Raw genomic sequence first — 22,219 nt, 5'->3', positions numbered from 1 at the left:
TGACCCGAAGTCACAGAGCCGACGGTGACACGTCCAGGGTGGTGCGGTCGAGGCTCGACAGCAGGTCGAACTGCGGTCCCGTCCGCGGCAGCTCGAAGCGGTAGAAGTAGCGGGCCGCGGCGCGCTTGCCGTCGAAGAAGTCGCCCTCGCGGTCGCCGACGGCGAGCAGCTGTTCGAGCCAGATCCACGCCACCACGACGTGCCCGACGGCCTCGAGGTAGATCGACGAATTTGCCAGCGCCACAGCGGGATCGCCGGTGGACCACAACGTCGCGGTGGTCTCGGCGACGCGGCCGACCGCGGCCCCGAGCTGCTGCGCGTACACCGCGGCGTCGCCCCCGGCTACGGTCGCGCGGGCGATGGTCTCCCCGATCGTCTCGCCCAGCAGCTTCAAGGCAGCGCCGCCCTGCATGATCACCTTGCGGCCGAGCAGGTCGAGTCCCTGGATGCCGTGGGTGCCCTCGTGGATGGCGTTGAGCCGGTTGTCGCGGTAGAACTGCTCGACGTCGAACTCGCGGGTGTAGCCGTAACCGCCGAGCACCTGGATCGCGAGGCTGTTCGCCTCGAGGCACCACTGCGACGGCCACGACTTGGCGATCGGGGTGAGCAGGTCCAGCAACAGCCCGGCGCGGGTCCGCGCCTCGTCGCTGTCGGTGGTCTGCTGTTCGTCGACGAGCTTCGAGCAGTACAGGCCCAGTGCCAGTGCGCCCTCGACGTAGGACTTCTGGGCCAGCAGCATCCGCCGCACGTCGGCGTGCTCGACGAGCGGCACCTGCGGTGAGGCCGGGTCCTTGGCGCCGAGCGGGCGGCCCTGCGTGCGGGTGCGGGCGTAGTCGAGCGACTGCAGGTAGCCGGCGTAGCCGAGGGAGGTCGCGAGGAACCCGACACCGATGCGTGCCTCGTTCATCATGTGGAACATGTACGACAGGCCCTTGTCCGGCTCCCCGAGCAGGTAACCGACCGCGCCGGCCCGCCCGCCCGGGGTGTGCGCGCCCTCCCCGAAGTTGAGCAGGGTGTTGGTGGTGCCGCGGTTGCCCATCTTGTGGTTCAGGCCCACGAGGGCGACGTCGTTGCGGTCGCCGAGCGTGCCGTCGGGCTCGACGAGGTACTTGGGGACGACGAACAGCGAGATGCCCTTCACCCCCGCCGGGCTGCCCGGGATCTTCGCGAGGACGAGGTGGACGATGTTCTCGGTGAGTTCGTGGTCGCCGCCGGAGATCCACATCTTCGTGCCGGTCAGCCGGTAGGTGCCGTCGCCGGCGGGCACGGCCTTCGTGGTGATGTCGGCGAGCGAGGATCCGGCCTGTGGTTCGGACAGGCACATGGTGCCGAAGAAGCGGCCCTCGAGCATGGGCGGGACGAAGGTCGCGATCTGCTCGTCGCTGCCGTGGGTGACGAGCAGGTTGGCGTTGGCGGCGGTGAGAAAGGGATAGGCCGAGGTGCCCGCATTGGCTGCCTGGAACCACGCCATGGAGGCGCGCAGCACGGTCACCGGCAGCTGCATGCCGCCGTGCCGCTCGTCGAAACCGCCCGCGATGAGTCCGGCCTTGGAGAACAGGTCCAGCGCCTCCTTGACCTCGGGGATGATCTCCACGCGGCCGTCCTCACCGATGCGGGGTTCCTGCGCGTCGGCCTTCTTGTTGTGGGTCGCGAAGTACCGGGTGGCGAGGTCGGCGCTCAGGTCGAGGACCGCGTCGAAGGTCTCGCGGGAGTGCTCGGCGAAACGGGCACGATCGGTGAGGGACTCGATGTCGAGCCAGTCGTAGAGCAGGAAGTCCAGGTCGCGGCGGGACAGCACGGGAGCGGGCATCGACAGATCCTTTCGGGAGGCACGCGGGCACTGCACCCCACGCTCACAGAAAGAGCACGAGGCTCGCAACACCGGTGGGTGACACCGGTGGTGCGAGCCTCGGAAATGCTGTGCGTCCGGCCTAGCCGACGCCGAGCAGGTCGATCACGAAGACCAGGGTCTTGCCGCCGAGCGGGTGCCCGGAACCGGCCGGCCCGTAGGCCAGCTGCGGCGGAACCGTGAGCTTGCGGCGGCCACCGACACGCATGCCGGGGATGCCCTCCTGCCAGCCGGGGATGAGCCGGCCGAGCGGGAAGCGCACCGAGTCGCCGCGGACGAACGAGGAGTCGAACACCTCGTTGGTCTCGTACTCGACACCGTGGTAGTGCACGTCGACGACACCGCCGGGCTGGGCCTCCTCACCGTCACCGACGGTGATGTCCTCGACCACGAGCTCGGTGGGTGCGGGGCCGGTGGCGGGCTCCACGGTGGGAGCCTCCGGCGGCACCTGCACGTCGAGCAGGTCGATGACGAAGACGAGCGTCTTGCCCGACAGGCGGTGACCCGAGCCGGCCGGTCCGTAGGCGAGCTCCGGCGGGATGGTCAGCTGGCGACGGCCGCCGACCTTCATGCCGGGGATGCCCTCCTGCCAACCGGCGATCAGCCCGGACAGCGGGAAGGTGATCGACTCGCCGCGGCTCCACGACGAATCGAACTCTTCACCGCTGTCGAACTCGACCCCGACGTAGTGGACCTCGACCTTGGAGCCGGGCTCGGCCTCGGCGCCCTCACCGACCACCAGGTCCTTGATGACCAGCTGGGTGGGGGCCGGACCCTCCTGGAATTCGATTTCCGGCTTTGTCATGCGTTGTCTCCTCGTCGGGGTTCGGTCGAGATGCGTGGGTCGGTCCGACCGGTTCAGCGCTCCTCGACGGGCTGGTACGCGCGCTCGGTGTAGCCGGTGTAGATCTGGCGCGGGCGGCCGATCTTCAGCGTCGGGTCGGAGTGCATCTCACGCCAGTGCGCGATCCAGCCGGGCAGGCGGCCGAGCGCGAACAGCACGGTGAACATGCGGTCCGGGAAGCCCATCGCACGGTAGATCAGGCCCGTGTAGAAATCGACGTTCGGGTACAGCTTGCGCTCGATGAAGTACTCGTCCGTGAGGGCGGCTTCCTCGAGCTTCATGGCGATCTCGAGCAGCTCGTCGCCCGCACCGAGCTTCTTCAGGATGCGGTCGGCGGTCTTCTTGACGATCGCGGCGCGCGGGTCGTAGTTGCGGTAGACGCGGTGCCCGAAGCCCATGAGCTTCACGCCGTCTTCCTTGTTCTTGACCTTGCGGACGAACTCCTTGACGTCGCCGCCGGACTTCTGGATGCCGTCGAGCATCTCGAGCACGGCCTGGTTGGCGCCACCGTGCAGCGGGCCCCACAGGGCGTTGATGCCGCCGGAGATCGAGGTGAAGAGGTTGGCGTCGGAGGAACCGACGAGGCGCACCGTCGACGTCGAGCAGTTCTGCTCGTGGTCCGCGTGCAGGATCAGCAGCATGTCGAGCGCCTGAGCGATCTCGGGATCGATCTCGTACGGCTCGGCGGGGAACCCGAAGGTCATCCGCAGGAAGTTCTCGACGAGCGACAGCGAGTTGTCCGGGTACAGGAACGGCTGGCCGACGGACTTCTTGTAGGCGTAGGCCGCGATGGTGGGCAGCTTCGCCATGAGGCGGATGGTGGACAGCTCGACCTGCTCCGGATCGTCGGGGTCGAGAGCGTCCTGGTAGTACGCCGACAGCGCGTTGACGGCCGAGGAGACGACCGGCATCGGGTGCGCGTTGCGGGGGAAGCCGTCGAAGAACCGCTTGAGATCCTCGTGCAGCAGGGTGTGGCGGCGGATCTTGTCGGTGAACGTCTCGAGCTGCTCCGCAGTCGGCAGCTCACCGTAGATCAGCAGGTAGCTGACCTCGATGAACGTCGACTTCTCGGCGAGCTGCTCGATCGGGTACCCGCGATACCGCAGGATGCCCTTCTCGCCGTCGATGTACGTGATCGCCGACTTCGTGGAGGCGGTGTTGACGAAACCCGGGTCCAGGGTGGTGTACCCGGTCGCCGCAAGGAGCTTGCCCAGCTCGATACCGTCATTGCCTTCCGTCGCCTTGGCGATAGACATCGTGTGCTCGCCACCGGGGTAGCTGAGGGTGGGTTGGGTGTCATTCTCAGCGGGCACGAAGGATCCCTCTCAAGCTCAGACCTACGAGAAACTTCCGAACATTCAGGTAGAACCTAGCCGTAGCGCGGCGTCTGCGCTGAGGCAGGGTCCGTCGAAAGTCCCCGATCGGTATGTCGTCCATGTGGGTTCCGAACGCTCGACCGCGCCCTCCGCGACTGTGCCGCCAGGCCGGCACACGCCGATAACCTGCGGCAATACTAACCGAGTCTCGACGAGGTCGTGACGCGGGGATCGGTGCGTACCGGTGTCCCACGGGGGCCACTGTACCCAGGGGCCGCACGGTCACGGCACCGCGGTGAGTACCTCGACGACAGCTGCGGTGGCCTCCGCGACGGGAGCCCCCTCGAGAGGTGCGTCGGGTCGCCGGCCGCCGGGTCCGACAGGATCACGAGCACCAGTGGACGACCGTCCGGTGACCACACCACTCCGGCGTCGTCCACCGTCCCGAACATGCCCCGCCGGTCTTGTCCGCCGACGTCCGGCCGGGCGGCGGCCCGGCCCGGATGCGGGTGCCGGAGGTCGTCGTCGTCCGCATCCAGCCGGTGAGCGTGCGCTGCTGCGCGGCCGGCAGGCCCGCACCGAGCAGGACCTCCTCGAAGTCACGGGCCGGTGCGGCAGCGGTGGGGGTGTCGCGCTCGTCGCCCCGTGCGGCCTCGTCGAGGTCGGGTTCCCAGCGGTCCGGACGGGTCTCGTCGAGCCGCAGCGCACCTTCGGCCTCGAGACGGAGAAGCGTGGCGGCGTAGACCTTGATGGTCGAACCCATCGCGAACCGTTCGTCGGCCCGATGCAGGTACACGCGGCCGGTCTCCGACGGCCGCACGACCAGATTCGAAAGAAAGCGACTGCGTGGCAACGGAACTCGTGCGCTTCCAAATGTCCTGGTCATGCCGCCAGCAGATCACCGCGATCGTGGCGTGCGCCGACAGCGACCTGTCCGGTGTACGGGTCGCAAACGCTATCGCCGCTGGTGGAACCCCCGGAAGGGGCGGAACATCCCGAGCGGATCGTGCGATGGGAGCGGTGGAGGGACCGGCACTGTTCGAATCGCCGTATGGATCCGATCCGCCATCTACGGTTCTTCGTCACCGTCGCGGACGAACGCCGTTCCGGTCGCACGGCCGCCATGCTCGACACGACGCAACCCCTGCTGTCACAAGGACTTCGGATCCGGGAACGGGTCCGATGAACGGGACGGCCCGCGACCCTGCCTCAGGCGAGGCTGTGCACGACCCGGTACCGCACGAACGCCGGGAAGGCGAACACGCACACGACGATGCCGACGATCACCAGCGCGCCACCACCGGCTGCGGCGACCGCCGTGCCCGCCGCAGCCGCGGCCGCGCCGTGCAGCACGTCGCCGATGCGCGGGCCGCCCGCCACCACGACGATGAACACCCCCTGCAGACGGCCGCGCATCTCGTCGGTCGCGACGGTCTGCAGCATCGTGGAACGGAAGGCCGCCGACACCATGTCGACGGCCCCGCCGAAGGCGAGGAAGAACAGCGCCACCCACAGCAGCAGGCCGCTGCCGCCGGGCTCGGCCCACCACACGGCGGCGCCGAAGCCGATCATGGCGGCGCCCCACAGGCCGATGCACACGATCACCGCGAGACCCTGCCGCTGCACGCGCGGCAACCAGCCCGAGAACACACCGCCGAGCACCGCGCCCACCGACATGGCGGCGAAGAGCAGACCGAGCGCGAAACCGCCCTGGACCGGGTCGCCGAAGGATTCGTGGGCGATCTGCGGGAACAGCGCGCGCGGCATCCCGAAGATCATCGCGACGATGTCGACGACGAAGGAGGCCAGCAGGATCTTCTGCGTGGACAGATAGCGGAAGCCGTCGAAGACGGCCCGCAACCCGGCCCTGGTGACCTCCCCGAGCGGCGGGATGGCCGGCAGCCGGAAGACCGCCCACAGGGTGGCGAGCAGGAAGAGCGCGTCGAGCAGGTAGAGGGTGGGCAGGCCGACGACGGGGATGAGGGCACCGGCGAACAACGGTCCGGCGATGGCCCCGAACTGCACCACCGTCATGTTGAGCGAGGTGGCCGCGGCGATCTGCCCGACCGGCAGCAGCCGCGGGATGATCGCGGCCCGCGTGGGCTGATTGACCGCGAAGAACGCCTGCTGCACCGAGAACAGGCCGAGCAGCACCCACACGTTGTCCAGTCCGCTCAGGGCCTGCACCCACAGCAGAAGGGAGGTGACACCGAGACCGATCGAGGTGATCAGCAGCAGCCTGCGGCGGTCCATCGCGTCGGCGAGCGCACCGCCCCACAGCCCGAACACCACGAGCGGCACCAGACCGAACACACCGGTCAGCCCCACATAGGCGGAGTTGCGGGTGATCTCGTAGATCTGCTGGGGCACGGCGACGACGGCCATCTGCGCGCCGATGACGGTGACGATCCCGGCCCACCACAGCCGGGCGTAGTCCTTGTTGCGGAGAGGTGTGGTGTCCGCGAGCATCCGCCTCACGGCTGCAGACGCTCGGTGATCCAGCGGCCGTCCACCAGCCGGGTGCGGAGCCGGTCGTGCAGCCGGTTGGGTCGGCCTTGCCAGAACTCGACCGATTCGGGCCGGATCCGGAAACCGCCCCAGAACGGGGGCACGGGGATGTCGTCGTCGACCTCGTAGCGTTCGGCGGCCTCGACGAGGGCGCGTTCGAGATCGGCGCGCTCCGCCACCGGTCGCGACTGCCGCGACGCCCAGGCACCGAGACGCGAGCCGCGCGGACGCGTGCGCCAGTAGGCCTCGGTTTCCTCGGCGGGGACGCGGACGACCGGTCCGCGCACGGTCACCTGACGGTGGGCCTGCAGCCAGAGGAAGGTCGCCGACGCGTAGGGGTTCGCCGCGAGGTGGCGGCCCTTGTCCGACTCGTAGTTGGTGAAGAAGGTCAGACCGTCGTCGTCGATCCCCTTGCACAGCACCGTGCGGCTGGCGGGCCGGCCCTGCTCGTCGACGGTGGCGAGCACCATCGCGTTGGGCTCGGTGACGCCGGTCGCCACGGCGGCGGCGAACCACCGGCGCAGCAACGACAGCCAGCCGTCGGCGAGTGCAGCGGGATCGAGGTCGAGATCGTCCCGGGACTCGTCCGACGACCCGGTGAGCCCGTAGTCGACGCGCATGCGCGCGAGGTCGTCGCCTTCGGGATTCGGCATCGGGATGCCCTCGTGATTCGGCATCGGGATGCCCTCGTGGTTCGGCATCAGGATATCGGACGGCACGGACGACGACGGTACTCGGGCGACCGGCCGGTCCACGCGGTAGTCGGGGGACTACAGTTTTCTCCGACGACCCGATTGGGACGCCGGTCACACCCGACGGCGTCCCCGTATCCACCGGCAGTGCGGCCCGGACCGGGCGGCACCCTAGCGAGGAGAGCCCCACCGTCATGGCAGCGAGCGCGTCAGTTCCGGAAGATTTCACCCCTGGTCTCGAAGGGGTCGTCGCATTCACCAGCGACATCGCCGAACCCGACAAGGACGGCGGCGCCCTGCGCTACCGCGGCGTCGACATCGAAGAACTCGTCGACAAGGGCGTGACCTTCGGCGACGTCTGGGCCCTGCTCGTCGACGGCGAATTCGGCCGCGGCCTGCACCCCGCCGAACCGTTCCCCCTGCCCATCCACACCGGCGACGTCCGCGTCGACGTCCAAGCCGGCCTCGCCATGCTCGCCCCCATCTGGGGCTTCCAACCCCTGCTCGACATCGACGACACCACCGCCCGCGACAACCTCGCCCGCGCCGCCGTCATGGCCCTGTCCTACGTCGCCCAATCCGCCCGCGGCATCTACCAGCCCGCCGTCCCCCAGAAACGCATCGACGAAGCGCGCACGGTCACCGAACGCTTCATGGTCCGCTGGAAGGGCGAACCCGACCCCCGCCACGTCGAAGCCATCGACGCCTACTGGGTCTCCGCGGCCGAACACGGCATGAACGCCTCGACCTTCACCGCCCGCGTCATCGCCTCCACCGGCGCCGACGCCGCCGCCGCCCTCTCCGGCGCGGTCGGCGCGATGTCCGGCCCCCTGCACGGCGGCGCCCCCGCCCGCGTCCTGCCGATGATCGAGGAAACCGAACGCACCGGCGATCCGGCCGCGCTGGTCAAGGGCATCCTCGACCGCAAGGACAAGCTCATGGGCTTCGGGCACCGCGTCTACCGCGCCGAGGACCCCCGCGCCCGGGTGCTGCGCGCCACCGCCAAACGCCTCGGCGCCCCGCGCTTCGAAGCCGCCGCCGCTCTCGAACAGGCCGCCCTGACGGAGCTGCGCGAACGCCGCCCCGACCGCGCCATCGAAACCAACGTCGAGTTCTGGGCCGCGGTCGTCCTCGACTTCGCCGAGGTCCCCGCCGCGATGATGCCCGCGATGTTCACCTGCGGACGCACCGCCGGCTGGTGCGCGCACATCCTCGAACAGAAGCGACTGGGCCGGCTGGTGCGTCCCGCCGCCATCTACACCGGCCCCGATCCGCGGCCCGCGTCCTCGGTCACCGGCTGGGATTCGATCACCCACCGCTGACGCACCCGGCGGCAGGGATGAGCGGGCCGTCTAGACTACCTGTGCACCATGTCCCTCGACTCTTAGGACACGCATCCGATGGCTGACGCTTCACCGATCATTCCTGCCGACCTCAAGCCCGCAGACGGCCGTTTCGGCTGCGGCCCGTCCAAGGTTCGCCCCGAGCAGCTCCAGTCGCTGGTCGATGTCGGCGCTTCGGTGTTCGGCACCAGCCACCGTCAGAAGCCGGTCAAGGATGTCGTCGCCCGGGTCCGTTCGGGCCTGCGCGACCTCTTCTCCCTCCCCGAGGGTTACGAGGTCGTGCTCGGCAACGGCGGCACCACGGCGTTCTGGGACGCTGCCGCCTTCGGCCTGATCCGCGAGCGGTCGCAGCACTTCACCTACGGTGAGTTCTCCTCCAAGTTCGCGACCGTCGCCAAGAAGAACCCCTTCATCGGCGACCCGATCGTCGTGGGCTCGGAGCCGGGTTCGGCTCCCGAGATCGTCGCCGACGCGAACGCCGACCTCATCGGCTGGGCGCACAACGAGACCTCGACGGGTGTCGCGGTTCCCGTGCAGCGTCCGGCGGGTTCGGAGAACGCCCTGATCGCCATCGACGCCACCTCGGGCGCCGGTGGTCTGCCGGTGAACATCTCCGACGCCGATGTCTACTACTTCGCGCCGCAGAAGTGCTTCGCCGCCGACGGCGGTCTGTGGGTCGCGCTGATGAGCCCGGCTGCCCTCGAGCGCGTCGCCGAGATCAAGGAGTCGGGCCGCTTCACGCCCGAGTTCCTGTCGCTGCCCATCGCGGTCGACAACAGCAGCAAGGACCAGACCTACAACACCCCGGCTCTGGCCACCCTCCTGCTGTTCGCCAACCAGATCGAGTGGCTGAACGCCAACGGTGGTCTCGACTGGGCCGTCGCGCGCACCAAGGATTCGTCGTCGCGCCTGTACGAGTGGGCCGAGGCCTCCGAGTACGCGACCCCCTTCGTCGCCGATCCGTCCCTGCGTTCGCAGGTCGTGGGCACCATCGACTTCGCCGACTCGGTCGATGCGGCCGCCGTCGCGAAGATCCTGCGTGCCAATGGCATCGTCGACACCGAGCCCTACCGCAAGCTCGGCCGCAACCAGCTGCGCATCGGCATGTTCCCGGCGATCGATCCCGAGGACGTCACGCAGCTGACCAAGTGCATCGACTGGGTCGTCTCCCAGCTCTGATCGCTCGCCTCACCGAGGCCCGACGGGGCCGGGTCCTGCACGGACCCGGCCCCGTTCCCAACTCTCGACCCGACATCGAGACTTTTCGGGAGAACCCTGGACGATAGCGCGCCGAAACGGATTCCGGCGGCTCCGTGCTGGACGGCGCGGCGTGTCCTGGCCCGAAAAGGTGATCAAGTCGGTTACAGTCGGGCGGGTCAATCGCGATCGGCGCGAGGAGGTCATGGTGCGAGAGCTTCGAGTGGTCGGTCTCGAGCCCGATGCTAAGCATGTGGTGCTCGCCGATCCCACCACGGGGGACAAGTTCCGCATCCCCGTGGACGACACCCTGCGCGCCGCCGCCCGCGGCGACCTCGCACGTCTGGGCCAGATCGAGATCGAGACCACCAGCCAGCTCCGCCCCCGCGAGATCCAGGCCCGCATCCGCGGCGGCGCCTCCGTCGAGCAGGTCGCCGAGGACGCCGGGATCCCCGTCGCGAAGGTCGAGCGGTTCGCCTATCCGGTGCTGCTCGAACGCTCCCGCGCCGCCGAGATGGCGAAGAACGGGCACCCGGTCCGCCCCGACGGCCCCACCGTCGAGACCCTCATGGAGATCGTCTCGCAGGCCTTCCGCGCCCGCGGGCACAGCCTCGACGACGCCGTCTGGGACGCCTGGCGCGACGACGAGGGTTACTGGGTCGCGCAGCTGCGCTGGAACGCGGGCCGTTCCACCAACCGGGCACACTGGCGGTACCAGCCGGACGCCCACGGCGGCACCATCACCGCGCTCGACGACATCGCGGCCGACCTGATCGATCCGGACTGCGGTCGGCCCCTGCGCTATCTGACGCCGGTCTACTCGGCCCGCGACGTGGACGACTCCACCGAACTGGACGGCACCGACCGCAGTGCGCCGATCCAGCTGGAGCCGCCGGTCGTCGAGGAACCCGCCGCGGAACCGGCTCCCGTCGTCGAGGACACCCCGGTGGGCGCCACCCTGTCCGACGACCACGACGACGACGCCTCGCGCGCCACGCAGTCGCCGACGAAGGACAAGCGCGGCAAGCCGGCCCTGCCGTCCTGGGACGACGTCCTGCTCGGCGTTCGCAGCAACGGACGCGCCTGAGAACCACCGGCGATGGCCGCGGCCGTGTCGACGCTGTGGTACGTCGACTCTCCCGTGCCCGCCGCGACCCTGCGCGAGTTCGAACCCGACCGTGACGCCGCCCGGGCGCTGCTGACGCGCCTGTTCCCGGATCGCCGCGCCGATCCACTGGACTGCGTACCGCTCACCGAGGCCGCCGGTACGCTCGACGGTGACGAGGAACGGATCTGCGTCGGGAGCTATCCCGGGGTGACGGTCGTGTCGAGTCCCCGTTTCGCGCTGAAGCAGCCGTCCGCCCTGCCGGAGATGTGGCTGCACACCCCCGCAGCGGACCGGACCCTCCTGCTGGTCTCGGATCCGCCCGGGGCGTGGGGGGCGTTCGCGATGTGGGAGCGCGGGCGCCTGCGCCGCGCCTTCGGGGCGAACACGGTGGAGTTCTTCGAGGACCGGGGGCTGCCGTTCGTCTGGGAGGGCCCGTACTGGGGTGGTGAGCATCCGCTTCGGTGGCCGCCGAACGTCACCCCGCCACCGGCGTCGCTGCCCTTCCATCCCCGCAAGCTCGTCGAGGAAGCCCACGCGGCGTGGCTGGGCTTCCGGTACGTCGGACGCCGCGACGACGAGCCGGACCCGGCGGAGTTCCGGGTGTGGCGCTTCGCATTGCGCGCCCACGACGCGCCGCTGCCCGCTCCCCCGGTCGAGCCCCGGCCCGTATCCGTTACCGAGCCGGAGACCGTGTCCGAAGTAACGTCCGTGCCCGAAGCCGGCACCGCGCCGGAGCCGCGCGCGTCCTGGTGGCGGCGCCTGGTGCGCCGATAGCGCTGTCAGGACACGAGCAGAACGAGCCAGCCGATCGGGATCCCCGCGGCGACCCCGGCCGCGAACCAGCGCAGGACCGGGACCCGGATCCACGCCCACAGGGTGGGGACGCTGCCGGCGGCGGCCACGAGGTTGACGGCGATCGCCAGGATCGGGTGGATGCGGGCGAGCACCTGACCGAACGCGACGACCGCCACGACGGTGGCGGCGAGCGAGAACGCTGTCAGCGTCAGCCCCGTCGCCCACGGTGTGGGAGCGGAATCGGACGCGGGTCTCATCGAGGCAGCCGCACCCGCTCGTAGAACGCCATCGCCGCCGCGGTGGCGACGTTCAGCGAATCGGTGCCCGGCGCCATGGGGATGCGGGCCCGCACATCGGTGGCCTGCATCGTGGCCTCGGTGAGACCCGGTCCCTCGGCGCCGAGCAGCAACGCGACCTTCTCCCCCGTCATGGCCTCCGCCAGCGGGATCGCGGACGGATTCGGGGTCAGCGAGATCAGCTGGAAACCCCGGCTCCGCAGGATGTCCAGATCCTGCGGCCAGTGGTCGAGGTGCGCGAACGGCACCCGCAGCACGTGCCCCATGGACACCCGCACGGCCCGCCGGTAGAGCGGGTCGGCGCAGCCCTTCCCGAACAGGATGCCGTCGACCCCGAGACCGGCCGCGTTCCGGAACATCGACCCGATGTTCTCGTGGTCGTTGACGCCCTCGAGCACCGCGACGGTGGTCGCCTTGTCAAGGATCTCCCCGGGTTCGAGGGGCTCCGGCCGGTGCGCGGCCGCGAGCACCCCGCGGTTGAGGTGGAAACCCACCACCTTCGCCATGGTGTCGGCATCGATGCGGTAGAACGGCACGTCCACGTCGCGCAGGTCCTCGGCGAGTTCCTCCAGACGACGGCCGACACCGAGCAGGGCCGTCGGCGAGAACCGGGAGTCGAGCATGCGCTGGACGACGAACACGCCCTCGGCGATCACCAGTCCCTTGCCTCCGGGCAGGTCGGGGCGACGGTCCGAGGAGTTGAGATCCCGGAAGTCGTCGACCCGGGGGTCGGACGGATCGTCGATGTCGATGACGTGAACCACCGGACCATTCTCCCAGCGCATTCCGGTGCCCCCGCACCGGGTCCGTGAGGGGTGATGCGGTCAGTCGTCGTCCGACCACCCCGCGGTCAGTCCTCGTCCGACCGCCCCGCGGTCAGTCGTCGTCCGACCGCCCCGCGGTCAGTCGTCGTCCGACCACCCCGCGGTCAGTCGTCTTCCGCGACCAGCGCGGTGAGGATGCCGACGGCCTCGCGCAGCGTGGCCAGCGACGTGTCGTCGAGTTTCTCGAGCCTTTCGCTCAGCCACACCTCGCGAGCCTGGGCTTCGTCGGCGAGCAGGTCGTGTCCCGCCTGCGACAGCGAGACGATGATCTGCCTGCCGTCGGTGGGATGCGGCGTGCGCTCGACGAGTCCGAGTTCGTGGAGAGACGCGATGACCCTGGTCATCGACGGTGGTTGCACCCGCTCGCGCGCGGCGAGCGCACCCGGGGTCATCGCCCCCTCCTGGGCCAGGGTGGCCATCGCCGAGATCTGAGTCAGGGAAACTCGGGAATCGGTGCGTCTCCCCCTCAAATGACGCGTCAGACGCACGACGGCGAGCGCGAGGTCGCCGGCAAGTGCGCGTGTATCCGAGATCATGGCGAGCACAATACGTCAGATGTCCGTATTGTGCGGCGACGGTCCACATCCCGTCGCCGCAGCGGACGGCCGCGCGTCAGGTGAGCAGGTCGGTGATCGGGTCGACGGCGAAGTAGGCGGCGAACAGCACGGCGACGATCCACATCAGCGGGTGCACCGAGCGGATCTTGCCGCTCGCCGCGTGGAGCACCACCCAGGTGATGAAGCCGACGCCGATGCCGTTGGCGATCGAGTAGGTGAACGGCATGACCATGATGGTCAGGAAGGCCGGAAGGGCGATCTCGAACTTCGTGAAGTCGATGTCGCGGACCTGCCCGATCATCAGGGCGCCGACGACGACCAGCGCCGGGGAGGCCGCCTCGATGGGCACCACCTCGTAGAGCGGGGTCAGGAACATCGCGACGAGGAACAGCGCGCCGGTGACGACGTTCGCCAGGCCGGTGCGGGCACCCTCGGCGATGCCGGAGGCCGATTCGACGAAGACCGTGTTCGACGAGGACGACGCCGCGCCACCGACGATGGCGCCGGTGCCCTCGACGACCAGGGCCTTGCCGATGCCCGGCAGGGTGCCGTTCTTGTCGGCGAGACCGGCTTCCTTGCCCAGGCCGGTCATGGTGCCCATGGCGTCGAAGAAGTTGGCGAGCACGAGGGTGAACACCAGCAGGGTGGCGGCGATGACGCCGATGCGGGTGAAGGCACCGAAGAGGTTCACGTCGCCGACGAGGCTCAGGTCGGGGATGCCGAAGAAGGAGTCGGGGGTCTCGGGGGTGGTGAGGTTCCAGCCCTTGGGGTTGGTGCCGAGCGACGGTCCGACGTCGGCGATCGCCTCGATGAGCATGGACAGGAGCGTGGTGACGACGATGCCGATCAGCAGGCCGCCGCGCACCTTCCGCGCGACCAGCACGCCCATGAGCAGTAGACCGACGACGAACACGAAGGTCGGCCAGGAGGCGATCGACCCGTCGATGCCCAGGCTCACCGGCACGGTGGTGCCGGCCGCGTCGGGGATGCGGCGCACGAAGCCGGCGTCGACGAAGCCGATCATCGCGATGAAGGCACCGATACCGGCGGCGATGGCCGCCTTGAGCGCGGACGGGATCGCGTTGAACACTGCGGTGCGGAAGCCGGTGAGAGCCAGCACGACGATGACGATGCCGTCGATGACCACCAGGCCCATCGCCTCGGGCCAGGTGACCTGCGGCGCGATGGTCACCGCGAGCAGACTGTTGATGCCGAGGCCGGCGGCGATGGCGAAGGGATAGTTGGCCACCACACCGAAGACGATGCTCATGAAGCCGGCGACGAGAGCGGTGACCGCGGCGACCTGGTTGACGGGCAGGATGTTGCCCAGCACGTCGACCTTGGCCGAGGCGTCGTCGGCAGAGAAGCTACCGAGGATCAGCGGGTTGAGCACCACGATGTACGACATCGCGAAGAACGTGACGATGCCGCCACGCACCTCCCGGGACACGGACGAGCCGCGCTCGGTGATCTTGAAATAGGTGTCCAGGAAGGACGTTCGGTTGGAGTCGGTGCCTACGGCCATGTCCAGAATTCCGCTCGTCGGGTACGGGGCGTCGCAACGGGGAACGATTATTGCAGCGGAAACGAACTAACCTGCAATCCGTGGAACCCGCCCAGAACGTCGCAGCCCGCATCCGGCGCCTCGCCGACCCGCGTCCCGCTCTCGCCGTCGGGATCGGGGTGTGGACCGTCGCCACCCTCGTCGTCCTGCTGACCGGAGGCGACGTTCGCGACGATCTGCTGCCGGTCTGCATCGCGGGAATCGTGGTGGGGCTGCTGGGATCTGCGCTCTTCCTCACTCAGCGTCGCGCCGCGCGCCGCGGCAGCCGCGGCGCCCAGGTCGGGCTGGACTGAGCGGCCCGTCCGCACGCCCCACACGGCGGCCGTGGGCGGTCAGAGACGGATCCGCACCCGAGTGATCAACCACACCCACAGAAGTGCCCACACGATCCCGAAGATCCACCCGGCGACGACGTCGGTGAGCCAGTGCGCCGCCAGGTACACCCGCGAGAGCCCGATAGCGACGGTGTAACCGGCGAGTCCCGCCAGCGTGACCGTCCGGCACCGGTCCCCGCGCGGCCACGTCCGCACGACCACCGCGGCCAGGGCGGTGGCGAGGATCGCGCTGGTCATGGCGTGCCCGGAGGGGAACGACTCGGTGTGCAGGACGAGCAGCCGTTCGGGTTCGGGTGGCCGGGCCCGCCCGAAGAGATTCTTGAGCAGCGACATCACCGGCCAGCCGGTGAGTACGGCCCCTGCGACGATCAGTGCGTCGCTCGGCCGGTCGGCGCGGACGAGCAGGAGCGTCGCCGCGGCGGCGAACAGGGTGGTGGCCACTCCCCCACCGGTGTGGGTGAGCACGGTGATCGCGGTGGTCAGCCAGGGCTCGCGAACGGACACCGCCCATTCGAGCACCGCGGTGTCGACGGTCACGGTGCCGACGGCCCGGTTTCCCGCAGGGCCACGAGTGCCGCGGCCAGCCCCGACGGGGTGCTGTGGACGGTGCCGGCGGCGTCGACCCACCAGTCGACCTCGTGCTCGCCGGTGAGCGCGCCGGTGCAGCGCACGACGAGCCGGTCGTGCAGCGCGAGCCTCCCGCGCGGCAGCGGCACCCCGGTGACGGTGGAGGCGAGAATCGCGGCGGGTTCGCGATCCCATCCGGTGCGGCGGCCCGGTTCGGCCGGTTCGGCCTCGATCACCGCGGACGCCACCGCGATGTCGAGGACCTCCGACAGTGCCGTGGCGGTGCCCGGCCCTCCGACGACGAGCCGGTCGTGCGGGATCAGGCCCGCGAACCACGGCCGGTCGGCCACGAGTGCGTCGGTGGCGTCGACGACGCTGCCGGCCAAGCTGCGCACCCCGTCTGGCAGGGTGACGGACTCCGGGTCGAGCCCGCCGGAGGAGAACGCCGCGGCCAGCGCGGTGTGGGCGGCGACGATCGCGGCCGGTCCGGGTGAGGCCTCCGGGTCGGCGAGCCGGTCGAGCAGGGTCTGCGCGAGGTCGAGGTCGTCGATGCTCGTGCCGGCGAGGGCGGCGCGGAACGCGCCCGCGTCGGGATGGGTGCAGGGGTCGAGCAGACCCTCGAAGGTGGTGTCGTCGGCGAAGCGGTAGTGCCCGAGGGGACGGCCGTCGAGCACCGCGTGGGTGCGCAGGTACCAGGCGGTGTAGCCGGCGGGATCGGTGAGGGTCTCGGCGGTCGCCGGGTCGGCGGCCAGCAATGTCAGGGCCCGCGCCCAGTGCCCGTCGTCGACGAGATCGAGGTCGCGCACGGCGACGAGCGTCTCGGGGTCGTCGTCGAGGCCGTCCCACCACAGGTCCTCGTCGGGCAGGTCGTGGTCGGGTCCGGTGGGCAGGTCGGCGCGCAGGACGGTGAAGCCCCAGCCCACACCGACGGCGCGGAGCGCATCGGGGCCGTAGCGGTCGGCGACGGCGGGGCCGAGGGTGCCGAAGGGGGCGTCGTCGACGAGAACCTCTGCGAGCGGCGCGCCGGGCAGCAGCAGTTCGTCGGCGGGCACGAGGTCGCCGTGGGTGTCGGGCAGCAGCAACGCCCCGAGTTCGCGGGGCACGGCCGAGGGCGGTACGAGCGGGACCAGCCGCAGGACGACGTCGGCGAGGGCTTCGGCAGACAGCGCGTCGCCGAGGCCGGGGTCACCGAAGCCCGGGTCGTCGGGGTCGAGTTCCTCGACGGCGGTGACGAGCGCGGGGTCGGCGAGCAGGTCCTCGGCGGTGACGGTGCCGGCGCCGAGCCGGGCGAGCAGCGGGTGTGCGGCGTCGGGGTGGACCAGGCGGACCCACGGCATCCGCAGCGGCCCGATCTCCTGCAGTCCCGTCGAGAGCACGGTGGTGCGCGGACCGGTGACGGTGCGGCCGTCCGACAGCGGGACGGGCAGCGACGCGAGTTCCTCGGCGGCGACGGCATCGGTGACGAGCGGCGTCAACGCCTCGTACAGGCGGTTCCACCACTGCGGTTCGCGGTCGTGGCCCGCGAGCATCTCGGCGAGCCGCGCGAGGCCGAGCCGGTGCACGTCGACGGCGGCGAGGGCGGGTGCGTGCCGCGGGCGGCACAGTTCGGGGGCGATCAGGCCCGGGACCACCCCACCGAGCGTCGCGGCGAGCTCGTCGGTGAGGCCGGGCAGTGCGTTCGCCCGGTCGGGCAGCAGATCGGCGCCGCCGTCCGCGGCGGGCAGCCACGGGTGGGTGCGCAGTTCCTCGAGGACGGCCTCGCGGATGCGGCCGTCGACCTCGCTGCGGGCGAAGCCGGGTTCGGGGACGAGGTCGAGCCGCTGGTCGGCAGGCAGCGCCGCGACGAGCCGAGCGTAACCGGCGGCGACCCGGTCGAGAGGGGTGCCGGGGAGTATCCGCCGGCGGTCGGGTTGCATCGCGACATCGGCGACGAGCAGCGCCGGCAGGGACAGTTCCTCGTCGGAGCGGGTGGGGGCGCGCAGGACGTCCCGGCGGACCGGCCGGACGCGGTCGTCGACGACGGGGACGAGCCAGCGCGCCGACGGTCCGGTGTGTTCCCACCAGGTGCGGTCGCCGATCCCGATCTCGCGCAGCCCGTTGTCGAGGTCGTGTTCGGTGCGTTCGAGGGCGTCGCCGTCGATCTCGACGGTGCGCAGCGCGGGGAGTTCGAGCAGGATGTCGTACGCCTCGTCGCGGAAAGCGGCGAGCAGCGCGCCGGCGTCGACGTCGGGGCGCAGGCGCAGCACGACCTCGGTGTCGCTGCCCTCCACCGGCGGGGTGGTGGAGGGCCAGGCGAGCCGCAGCGTCGGCACCCCGGCCGCGGGGGCGGTCAGGCCGTGGTCGTCGAGCACGGCGCGGGTCCGGTCGGCCGAAAACAGGATCGAGCCGGTGCGCGAGCGCACCTCGATCTCCTCGGAGACCGCCAGCACCGCGGTGAAACCCACCCCGAACCGGCCGACGCCGCCGGTCTTGCCGGAGGACCGCAGGGCGGTGAGGGCGTGGACGCCGGGTTCGTCGAGCGGTTCACCGATGTTGGCGACGTGGAGGCCGGTGCCGTCGCACCACACCCGCAGCACACCGGGCAGTTCGGCGCGAGCCGCGGCGTCGGCGGCGTTCTGCGCGAGTTCGGTCAGGACACGGTCGCGGTATCCGGCGCGGACGTAATCGGATTCGGTGGCGGCATCCTCACGCAGCCGGGTGGGCGAGGACGCCCACGCCGACAGGATGCCTTCACGCAACGCCGCGGTTCCGAACGGATCCGCGAGGTCCCGGTGGGGCACGTCAGTCGGTCTGTTCCGGTCCGGAGGTCGCATCCGCGGCCGTCTCGGCAGACGACTCGTCCGCGATCACCTCGGTCGGCTCCGCCGTAGCCTCGTCCTGCTCCGCAGGAATCGCCTCGCCCTGCTCCGCGGGGGCGGGCGCGGCCGTCTCCGGTGCGGTCGCGGCGGTCGTGTTCCCGGCCGGGGGCAGGTCGACGATCTCGATCGCGGAGTCGTCGTAGGCGTCGTAGATCGGCGAACCGGCGCCGGTCGGCAGGGTCGTGTCGGAGTGGGCTCCGCACCCGTACTCGGCGTGCACCACGTGCCCGTCGGCGGCGAACTCGTTTCCGCACACCCCGAACGCGGCCCGCAGCGAACCGGCCAGCGGCAGGTAGAAGCCGCACAGATAGCAGGAGGACGGAGCGGCCTTCGCCATCTCCGAGTTCGGGCCGTGATCGCCCTCGAACCACCGCTGCGCGGCGTCGAGGCGGCCTTCGAGGCTCATGACCTGCTTGCGGCCGAGACCGATCTCGAGCGCGGTCTCGTCGACGGCGGGATCGCCGGACTCCATGTAGCCGGGAACCAGCCGCGGATCGTCGGGCATCGGGGCCAGCAGGTCGCCGGGGCCGAGATCGCCGGGACGGATCCGCTGGTTCCAGGGCACCCACTCGGGTGCGACGAGAGCGTCGGGGCCGGGGAGCAACGCGAGTTCGCTCACCGTCACGTGATCGGAGTCGGGGGCCGCGGCGACCACGACGGCCCACTGCCAACCGCGGTAGCCGGGGAGATCGGCGGCGAACCGGTGTGTGGCCGCGCAGTCGTCCTCGCTCGTCACCCCCAGATACGCGCCGACTCCACCGTCCCCGAGTTCGTCGAGCGCGGCACGGGCGATGTCCACCGCGTCGGCGAGTACGGAGCGCACCGCCGGATCGACCACGGGGTTCGTTCCTCGGGAAGCGGAAGTAGACGCAGCACTCACGCCGCCTATTCTGCCTGACCTGTCGGCTCCCGCGTCCGCGGGTCGCGCGAAGGCGGTACCGCACCGGCCCCGGAGGGGATGTCACGATGTGCGCGTGCGCCGTCTGCTCCCCTCCGCCGCGGTCCTCGCGACGATCTGTCTGTCCCTCTCCGGATGCGGCGAGGACGTCGTCGTCGATCCCGGGCCGCCCGCCCGCGAACTCGGCGTGGAGATCGTGGCGACCCACCCCCACGACCCGGAGGCGTTCACGCAGGGCTTCGAGATCGACGGCGGTGAACTCGTCGAGGGCACCGGGCGCGTCGGCCGTTCGTGGGTCGCGGCCCGTCCCGTCGACCTCGACGGTGGGCAGGTGACGCTCGCGGAGTACGAGCGGGTGCGGGTTCCCGTCGAGGGCGACCTGTTCGGGGAGGGCATCACCGTCGTCGGCGACGAACTGTGGCAGCTGACATGGAAGGACGAGGTCGCGCTGGTCCGCGACCGCGACACCCTCGCCGAGATCCGCCGCGTCGGCTACGACGGCCAGGGGTGGGGGCTGTGCGCACTGCCCGACCGCCTGGTCATGAGCGACGGCTCGGCCGAGCTGACCTTCCGTGATCCCGTCGGCTTCGACGAGATCGGCCGGGTCACGGTGGATCGTGAGGGCCGGAAGGTGCCGAACCTCAACGAACTCGAATGCGCCGAGGACGGCTCGGTGTACGCCAACGTGTGGCAGACCGACGAGATCGTGCGCATCGATCCGGAGACCGGTCACGTGGAGGCGCACATCGACGCGTCGCCGCTACGCGAGGCGCTGCCCGACGATGCGGGAGTGGACGTGCTCAACGGCATCGCGCAGGTCCCCGGGACCGATCGTTTCCTCGTCACCGGCAAGTACTGGCCGACGGTCTTCGAGGTGCGGTTCGTGCCCTGAGATCCACCCGTGCCGTGCACGGGCGGTGTGCTCGAGCCCATGTCCCGCCCTTGCGCTCCGAGCGCGGCCTCGTGGTGAAGAATCGAAGATGTGACGGAACCGGACGAGCGACCCACCCACGACGGTGGGGAGCGCCGTGCCCCGGGTTCGCAGCATCCGGGGTACAGCAACTATCCGCCGCCCCGCCGCGTGTCGGGACGGCGCACTCCCCTGCCGCCTCTGCATCCCGTGGACGAGACCCGTCGCTTCGCCGGTGCGTCGGCCGCGCGACCGGATCGCGAGGCGCGGCCCGACGACTCCTCCGCCGAAGACGCGCCGCGCGCCCCGCGCATGCCCCGCAAGCTCACCGTCACGCGGGTGGCGGCGCTGCGCAGCCGCGAGCTCACCTCGAAGGGCATCCAGACCTTCCGTCGGGCCGCGACCGCGGACGGCGCCGACAAGTCGGGTCTGACGGCCCTCACCTACGCGACGATGGCGAACTTCGCGTCCGACGCGGCGATCGCCGTCGCGCTCGCCAACACGCTGTTCTTCTCGGCGGCGACCGGTGAGGACAAGACGAAGGTCGCGCTGTACCTGCTCATCACCATCGCGCCGTTCGCGATCATCGCGCCGCTGATCGGCCCGCTGCTCGACCGGCTGCAGCACGGCCGCCGCGTCGCGCTGGCCACCTCGTTCGCGTTGCGCACGGTGCTGGCGGTGGTGCTGGTGTTCAACTTCGACAGCTGGCTGCTGTATCCGGCGGCGCTGGGGATGATGGTGCTGAGCAAATCGTTCTCGGTGCTCAAATCCGCGGTCACCCCCCGGGTGCTGCCACCCGAGATCGATCTCGTGCGGGTCAATTCCCGGCTGACGGTCTTCGGTCTGGTCGGCGGCACCATCGGTGCCGGTGCGATCGCCGCGGCCTCGGCGTGGGCGTTCGGGTCGTCGGGTGCGTTGTGGCTGTGCGCGGCGATCACGGCCTTCGGGGCCTATCTGAGCATGCGGATCCCCGCCTGGGTGGAGGTCACCGAGGGTGAGGTGCCGGCGACGCTGTCGTACCACGCCGACGCGAGGACCGAGGTGCTCGATGCGCGGACCGAGGTGATCGTCACCAAGTCCGGCAAGCGGCGCCAGCCGCTGGGCCGGGCGGTCGTCACCGGCCTGTGGGGCAACGGCACGATCCGGGTGCTCACCGGCTTCCTGACCCTGTTCATGGCGTTCGTGGCGAAGAACGCCACCGGTCAGGATCCGCTGATGCAGGCGGCGATGCTCGGCGGTGTCGGTGCGGCCGCCGCGGTCGGCAACTTCGCCGGCAACGCCACCGGTGCGCGGCTCGCGCTGGGCCGTCCCGCCCTGATCATCGTGCGCTGCACCGCCGCGGTGGTGATCGTCGCCGCGGTGGTCGCCGCGACCGGCAACGTCCTGGCCGCCGCGCTGGCCGCGTTCGTCGCGGCCTGCGCGAGTGCGCTGGCGAAGGTCTCGCTCGACGCGTCCCTGCAGCAGGATCTGCCGGAGGAGTCGATCGCGTCGGGCTTCGGCCGTTCGGAGACCGTCCTCCAGCTCAGCTGGGTGCTCGGTGGGGCGATGGGGGTTCTGCTGCCCACCGAACTGTGGCTCGGGTTCACGGTCGTCTCCGTGGTGCTGGTCCTGGGATTCGCCCAGACCGCGCTGTCCTACCGTGGGGGGACACTGCTGCCGGGATTCGGCGGTCGGCGTCCCGAGCACGTGTCCGCCCAGGCGACCGCCGGGCGCCGTCCGGGTGCCGGTGGATCCACCAACGGAGATGGGAATCGATGA

At 70.5% G+C, this 22,219-nt stretch carries 20 protein-coding genes and 1 pseudogene; 7 read left to right on the top strand and 14 right to left on the bottom strand.

The window, feature by feature from the left end:
• Positions 1-10: 10 nt before the first annotated feature.
• From OED52_RS03905 to pdxH, 7 genes and pseudogenes are all read right to left on the bottom strand, one after another.
• On the bottom strand, positions 11-1,810 hold the full coding sequence (locus tag OED52_RS03905; RefSeq protein ID WP_264153376.1) for an acyl-CoA dehydrogenase: 1,800 nt from the start codon (positions 1,808-1,810) through the stop codon (positions 11-13).
• A 121-nt stretch (positions 1,811-1,931) separates the two neighbouring features.
• Positions 1,932-2,297, bottom strand: coding sequence for an FKBP-type peptidyl-prolyl cis-trans isomerase (locus tag OED52_RS03900; RefSeq protein ID WP_413247744.1), 366 nt, complete (start codon positions 2,295-2,297; stop codon positions 1,932-1,934).
• A 9-nt stretch (positions 2,298-2,306) separates the two neighbouring features.
• Positions 2,307-2,654, bottom strand: a pseudogene (locus OED52_RS03895) (FKBP-type peptidyl-prolyl cis-trans isomerase); the annotation flags it as partial.
• Positions 2,655-2,707: 53 nt separating this feature from the next.
• Positions 2,708-4,006: a citrate synthase gene (locus OED52_RS03890; protein ID WP_264153375.1), complete on the bottom strand. Its 1,299-nt coding sequence runs from the start codon at positions 4,004-4,006 to the stop codon at positions 2,708-2,710.
• A 388-nt stretch (positions 4,007-4,394) separates the two neighbouring features.
• Positions 4,395-4,829, bottom strand: a complete 435-nt coding sequence (locus tag OED52_RS03885) for a serine hydrolase (protein ID WP_264153374.1) — start codon at positions 4,827-4,829, stop codon at positions 4,395-4,397.
• Positions 4,830-5,218: 389 nt separating this feature from the next.
• On the bottom strand, positions 5,219-6,487 hold the full coding sequence (locus tag OED52_RS03875) for an MFS transporter (protein ID WP_264153373.1): 1,269 nt from the start codon (positions 6,485-6,487) through the stop codon (positions 5,219-5,221).
• Entirely contained in the window at positions 6,484-7,170 is a 687-nt protein-coding gene (gene pdxH / locus OED52_RS03870) for a pyridoxamine 5'-phosphate oxidase (RefSeq protein WP_264154572.1), read from the bottom strand. The genes OED52_RS03875 and pdxH overlap by 4 nt, the downstream gene beginning before the upstream one ends.
• A gap of 233 nt (positions 7,171-7,403) precedes the next feature.
• Here pdxH and OED52_RS03865 point away from each other — a divergent pair, with 233 nt between their 5' ends.
• From OED52_RS03865 to OED52_RS03850, 4 genes are all read left to right on the top strand, one after another.
• Entirely contained in the window at positions 7,404-8,531 is a 1,128-nt protein-coding gene (locus tag OED52_RS03865) for a citrate synthase 2 (protein ID WP_264153372.1), read from the top strand.
• Between the two features lie 78 nt (positions 8,532-8,609).
• Positions 8,610-9,731 (top strand): phosphoserine transaminase, encoded by a 1,122-nt coding sequence (gene serC, locus OED52_RS03860; RefSeq protein ID WP_264153371.1) that lies wholly within the window; start codon positions 8,610-8,612, stop codon positions 9,729-9,731.
• Positions 9,732-9,957: 226 nt separating this feature from the next.
• Entirely contained in the window at positions 9,958-10,836 is an 879-nt protein-coding gene (gene sepH, locus OED52_RS03855) for a septation protein SepH (protein WP_264154571.1), read from the top strand.
• 12 nt (positions 10,837-10,848) lie between these two features.
• Positions 10,849-11,631 carry a DUF6928 family protein gene (locus OED52_RS03850; protein ID WP_264153370.1) on the top strand — a complete coding sequence of 261 codons (783 nt, stop codon included), beginning with the start codon at positions 10,849-10,851 and terminating at the stop codon, positions 11,629-11,631.
• A gap of 5 nt (positions 11,632-11,636) precedes the next feature.
• On the opposite strand, the gene OED52_RS03845 is transcribed toward OED52_RS03850, so the two are convergent.
• The 4 genes from OED52_RS03845 to OED52_RS03830 all read right to left on the bottom strand — a co-directional run bounded on the left by OED52_RS03845 (position 11,637) and on the right by OED52_RS03830 (position 14,854).
• Positions 11,637-11,909 (bottom strand): DUF2537 domain-containing protein, encoded by a 273-nt coding sequence (locus OED52_RS03845; RefSeq protein WP_264153369.1) that lies wholly within the window; start codon positions 11,907-11,909, stop codon positions 11,637-11,639.
• A complete protein-coding gene (locus tag OED52_RS03840) occupies positions 11,906-12,712 on the bottom strand; it encodes a TrmH family RNA methyltransferase (RefSeq protein WP_264153368.1) in 807 nt (268 codons plus the stop codon). Before OED52_RS03840 ends, OED52_RS03845 begins: the two co-directional genes overlap by 4 nt.
• Positions 12,713-12,876: 164 nt before the next feature.
• Positions 12,877-13,308: an Rv0880 family HTH-type transcriptional regulator gene (locus tag OED52_RS03835; RefSeq protein ID WP_264153367.1), complete on the bottom strand. Its 432-nt coding sequence runs from the start codon at positions 13,306-13,308 to the stop codon at positions 12,877-12,879.
• 76 nt (positions 13,309-13,384) lie between these two features.
• Complete coding sequence (locus OED52_RS03830; protein WP_264153366.1) at positions 13,385-14,854, bottom strand: NCS2 family permease; 1,470 nt, start codon at positions 14,852-14,854, stop codon at positions 13,385-13,387.
• 80 nt (positions 14,855-14,934) lie between these two features.
• Here OED52_RS03830 and OED52_RS03825 point away from each other — a divergent pair, with 80 nt between their 5' ends.
• On the top strand, positions 14,935-15,186 hold the full coding sequence (locus tag OED52_RS03825; RefSeq protein ID WP_264153365.1) for a DUF2530 domain-containing protein: 252 nt from the start codon (positions 14,935-14,937) through the stop codon (positions 15,184-15,186).
• Between the two features lie 39 nt (positions 15,187-15,225).
• Here OED52_RS03825 and OED52_RS03820 read toward each other — a convergent pair whose 3' ends face one another.
• From OED52_RS03820 to OED52_RS03810, 3 genes are read right to left on the bottom strand one after another with little or no spacing between them, the layout of a single operon-like run.
• On the bottom strand, positions 15,226-15,765 hold the full coding sequence (locus OED52_RS03820) for a phosphatase PAP2 family protein (protein ID WP_264153364.1): 540 nt from the start codon (positions 15,763-15,765) through the stop codon (positions 15,226-15,228).
• A complete protein-coding gene (locus tag OED52_RS03815; RefSeq protein WP_264153363.1) occupies positions 15,762-18,575 on the bottom strand; it encodes a sacsin N-terminal ATP-binding-like domain-containing protein in 2,814 nt (937 codons plus the stop codon). The genes OED52_RS03820 and OED52_RS03815 overlap by 4 nt, the downstream gene beginning before the upstream one ends.
• A gap of 1 nt (position 18,576) precedes the next feature.
• A complete protein-coding gene (locus tag OED52_RS03810) occupies positions 18,577-19,491 on the bottom strand; it encodes a DUF3027 domain-containing protein (protein ID WP_264153362.1) in 915 nt (304 codons plus the stop codon).
• Between the two features lie 136 nt (positions 19,492-19,627).
• On the opposite strand from OED52_RS03810, the gene OED52_RS03805 reads away from it, so the two are divergent.
• The gene (locus OED52_RS03805; protein WP_413247710.1) at positions 19,628-20,443 is read left to right on the top strand and encodes a glutaminyl-peptide cyclotransferase; all 816 of its coding nucleotides are present in this window, start codon (positions 19,628-19,630) and stop codon (positions 20,441-20,443) included.
• Between the two features lie 90 nt (positions 20,444-20,533).
• The gene (locus OED52_RS03800) at positions 20,534-22,219 is read left to right on the top strand and encodes an MFS transporter (RefSeq protein ID WP_264153361.1); all 1,686 of its coding nucleotides are present in this window, start codon (positions 20,534-20,536) and stop codon (positions 22,217-22,219) included.

The organism is Rhodococcus sp. Z13, assembly GCF_025837095.1.
Lineage (GTDB): Bacteria > Actinomycetota > Actinomycetes > Mycobacteriales > Mycobacteriaceae > Rhodococcus > Rhodococcus sacchari.
The sequence above is the reverse complement of the archived record's forward strand: the minus strand, read 5'-3'. Positions and strand labels throughout refer to the sequence as shown.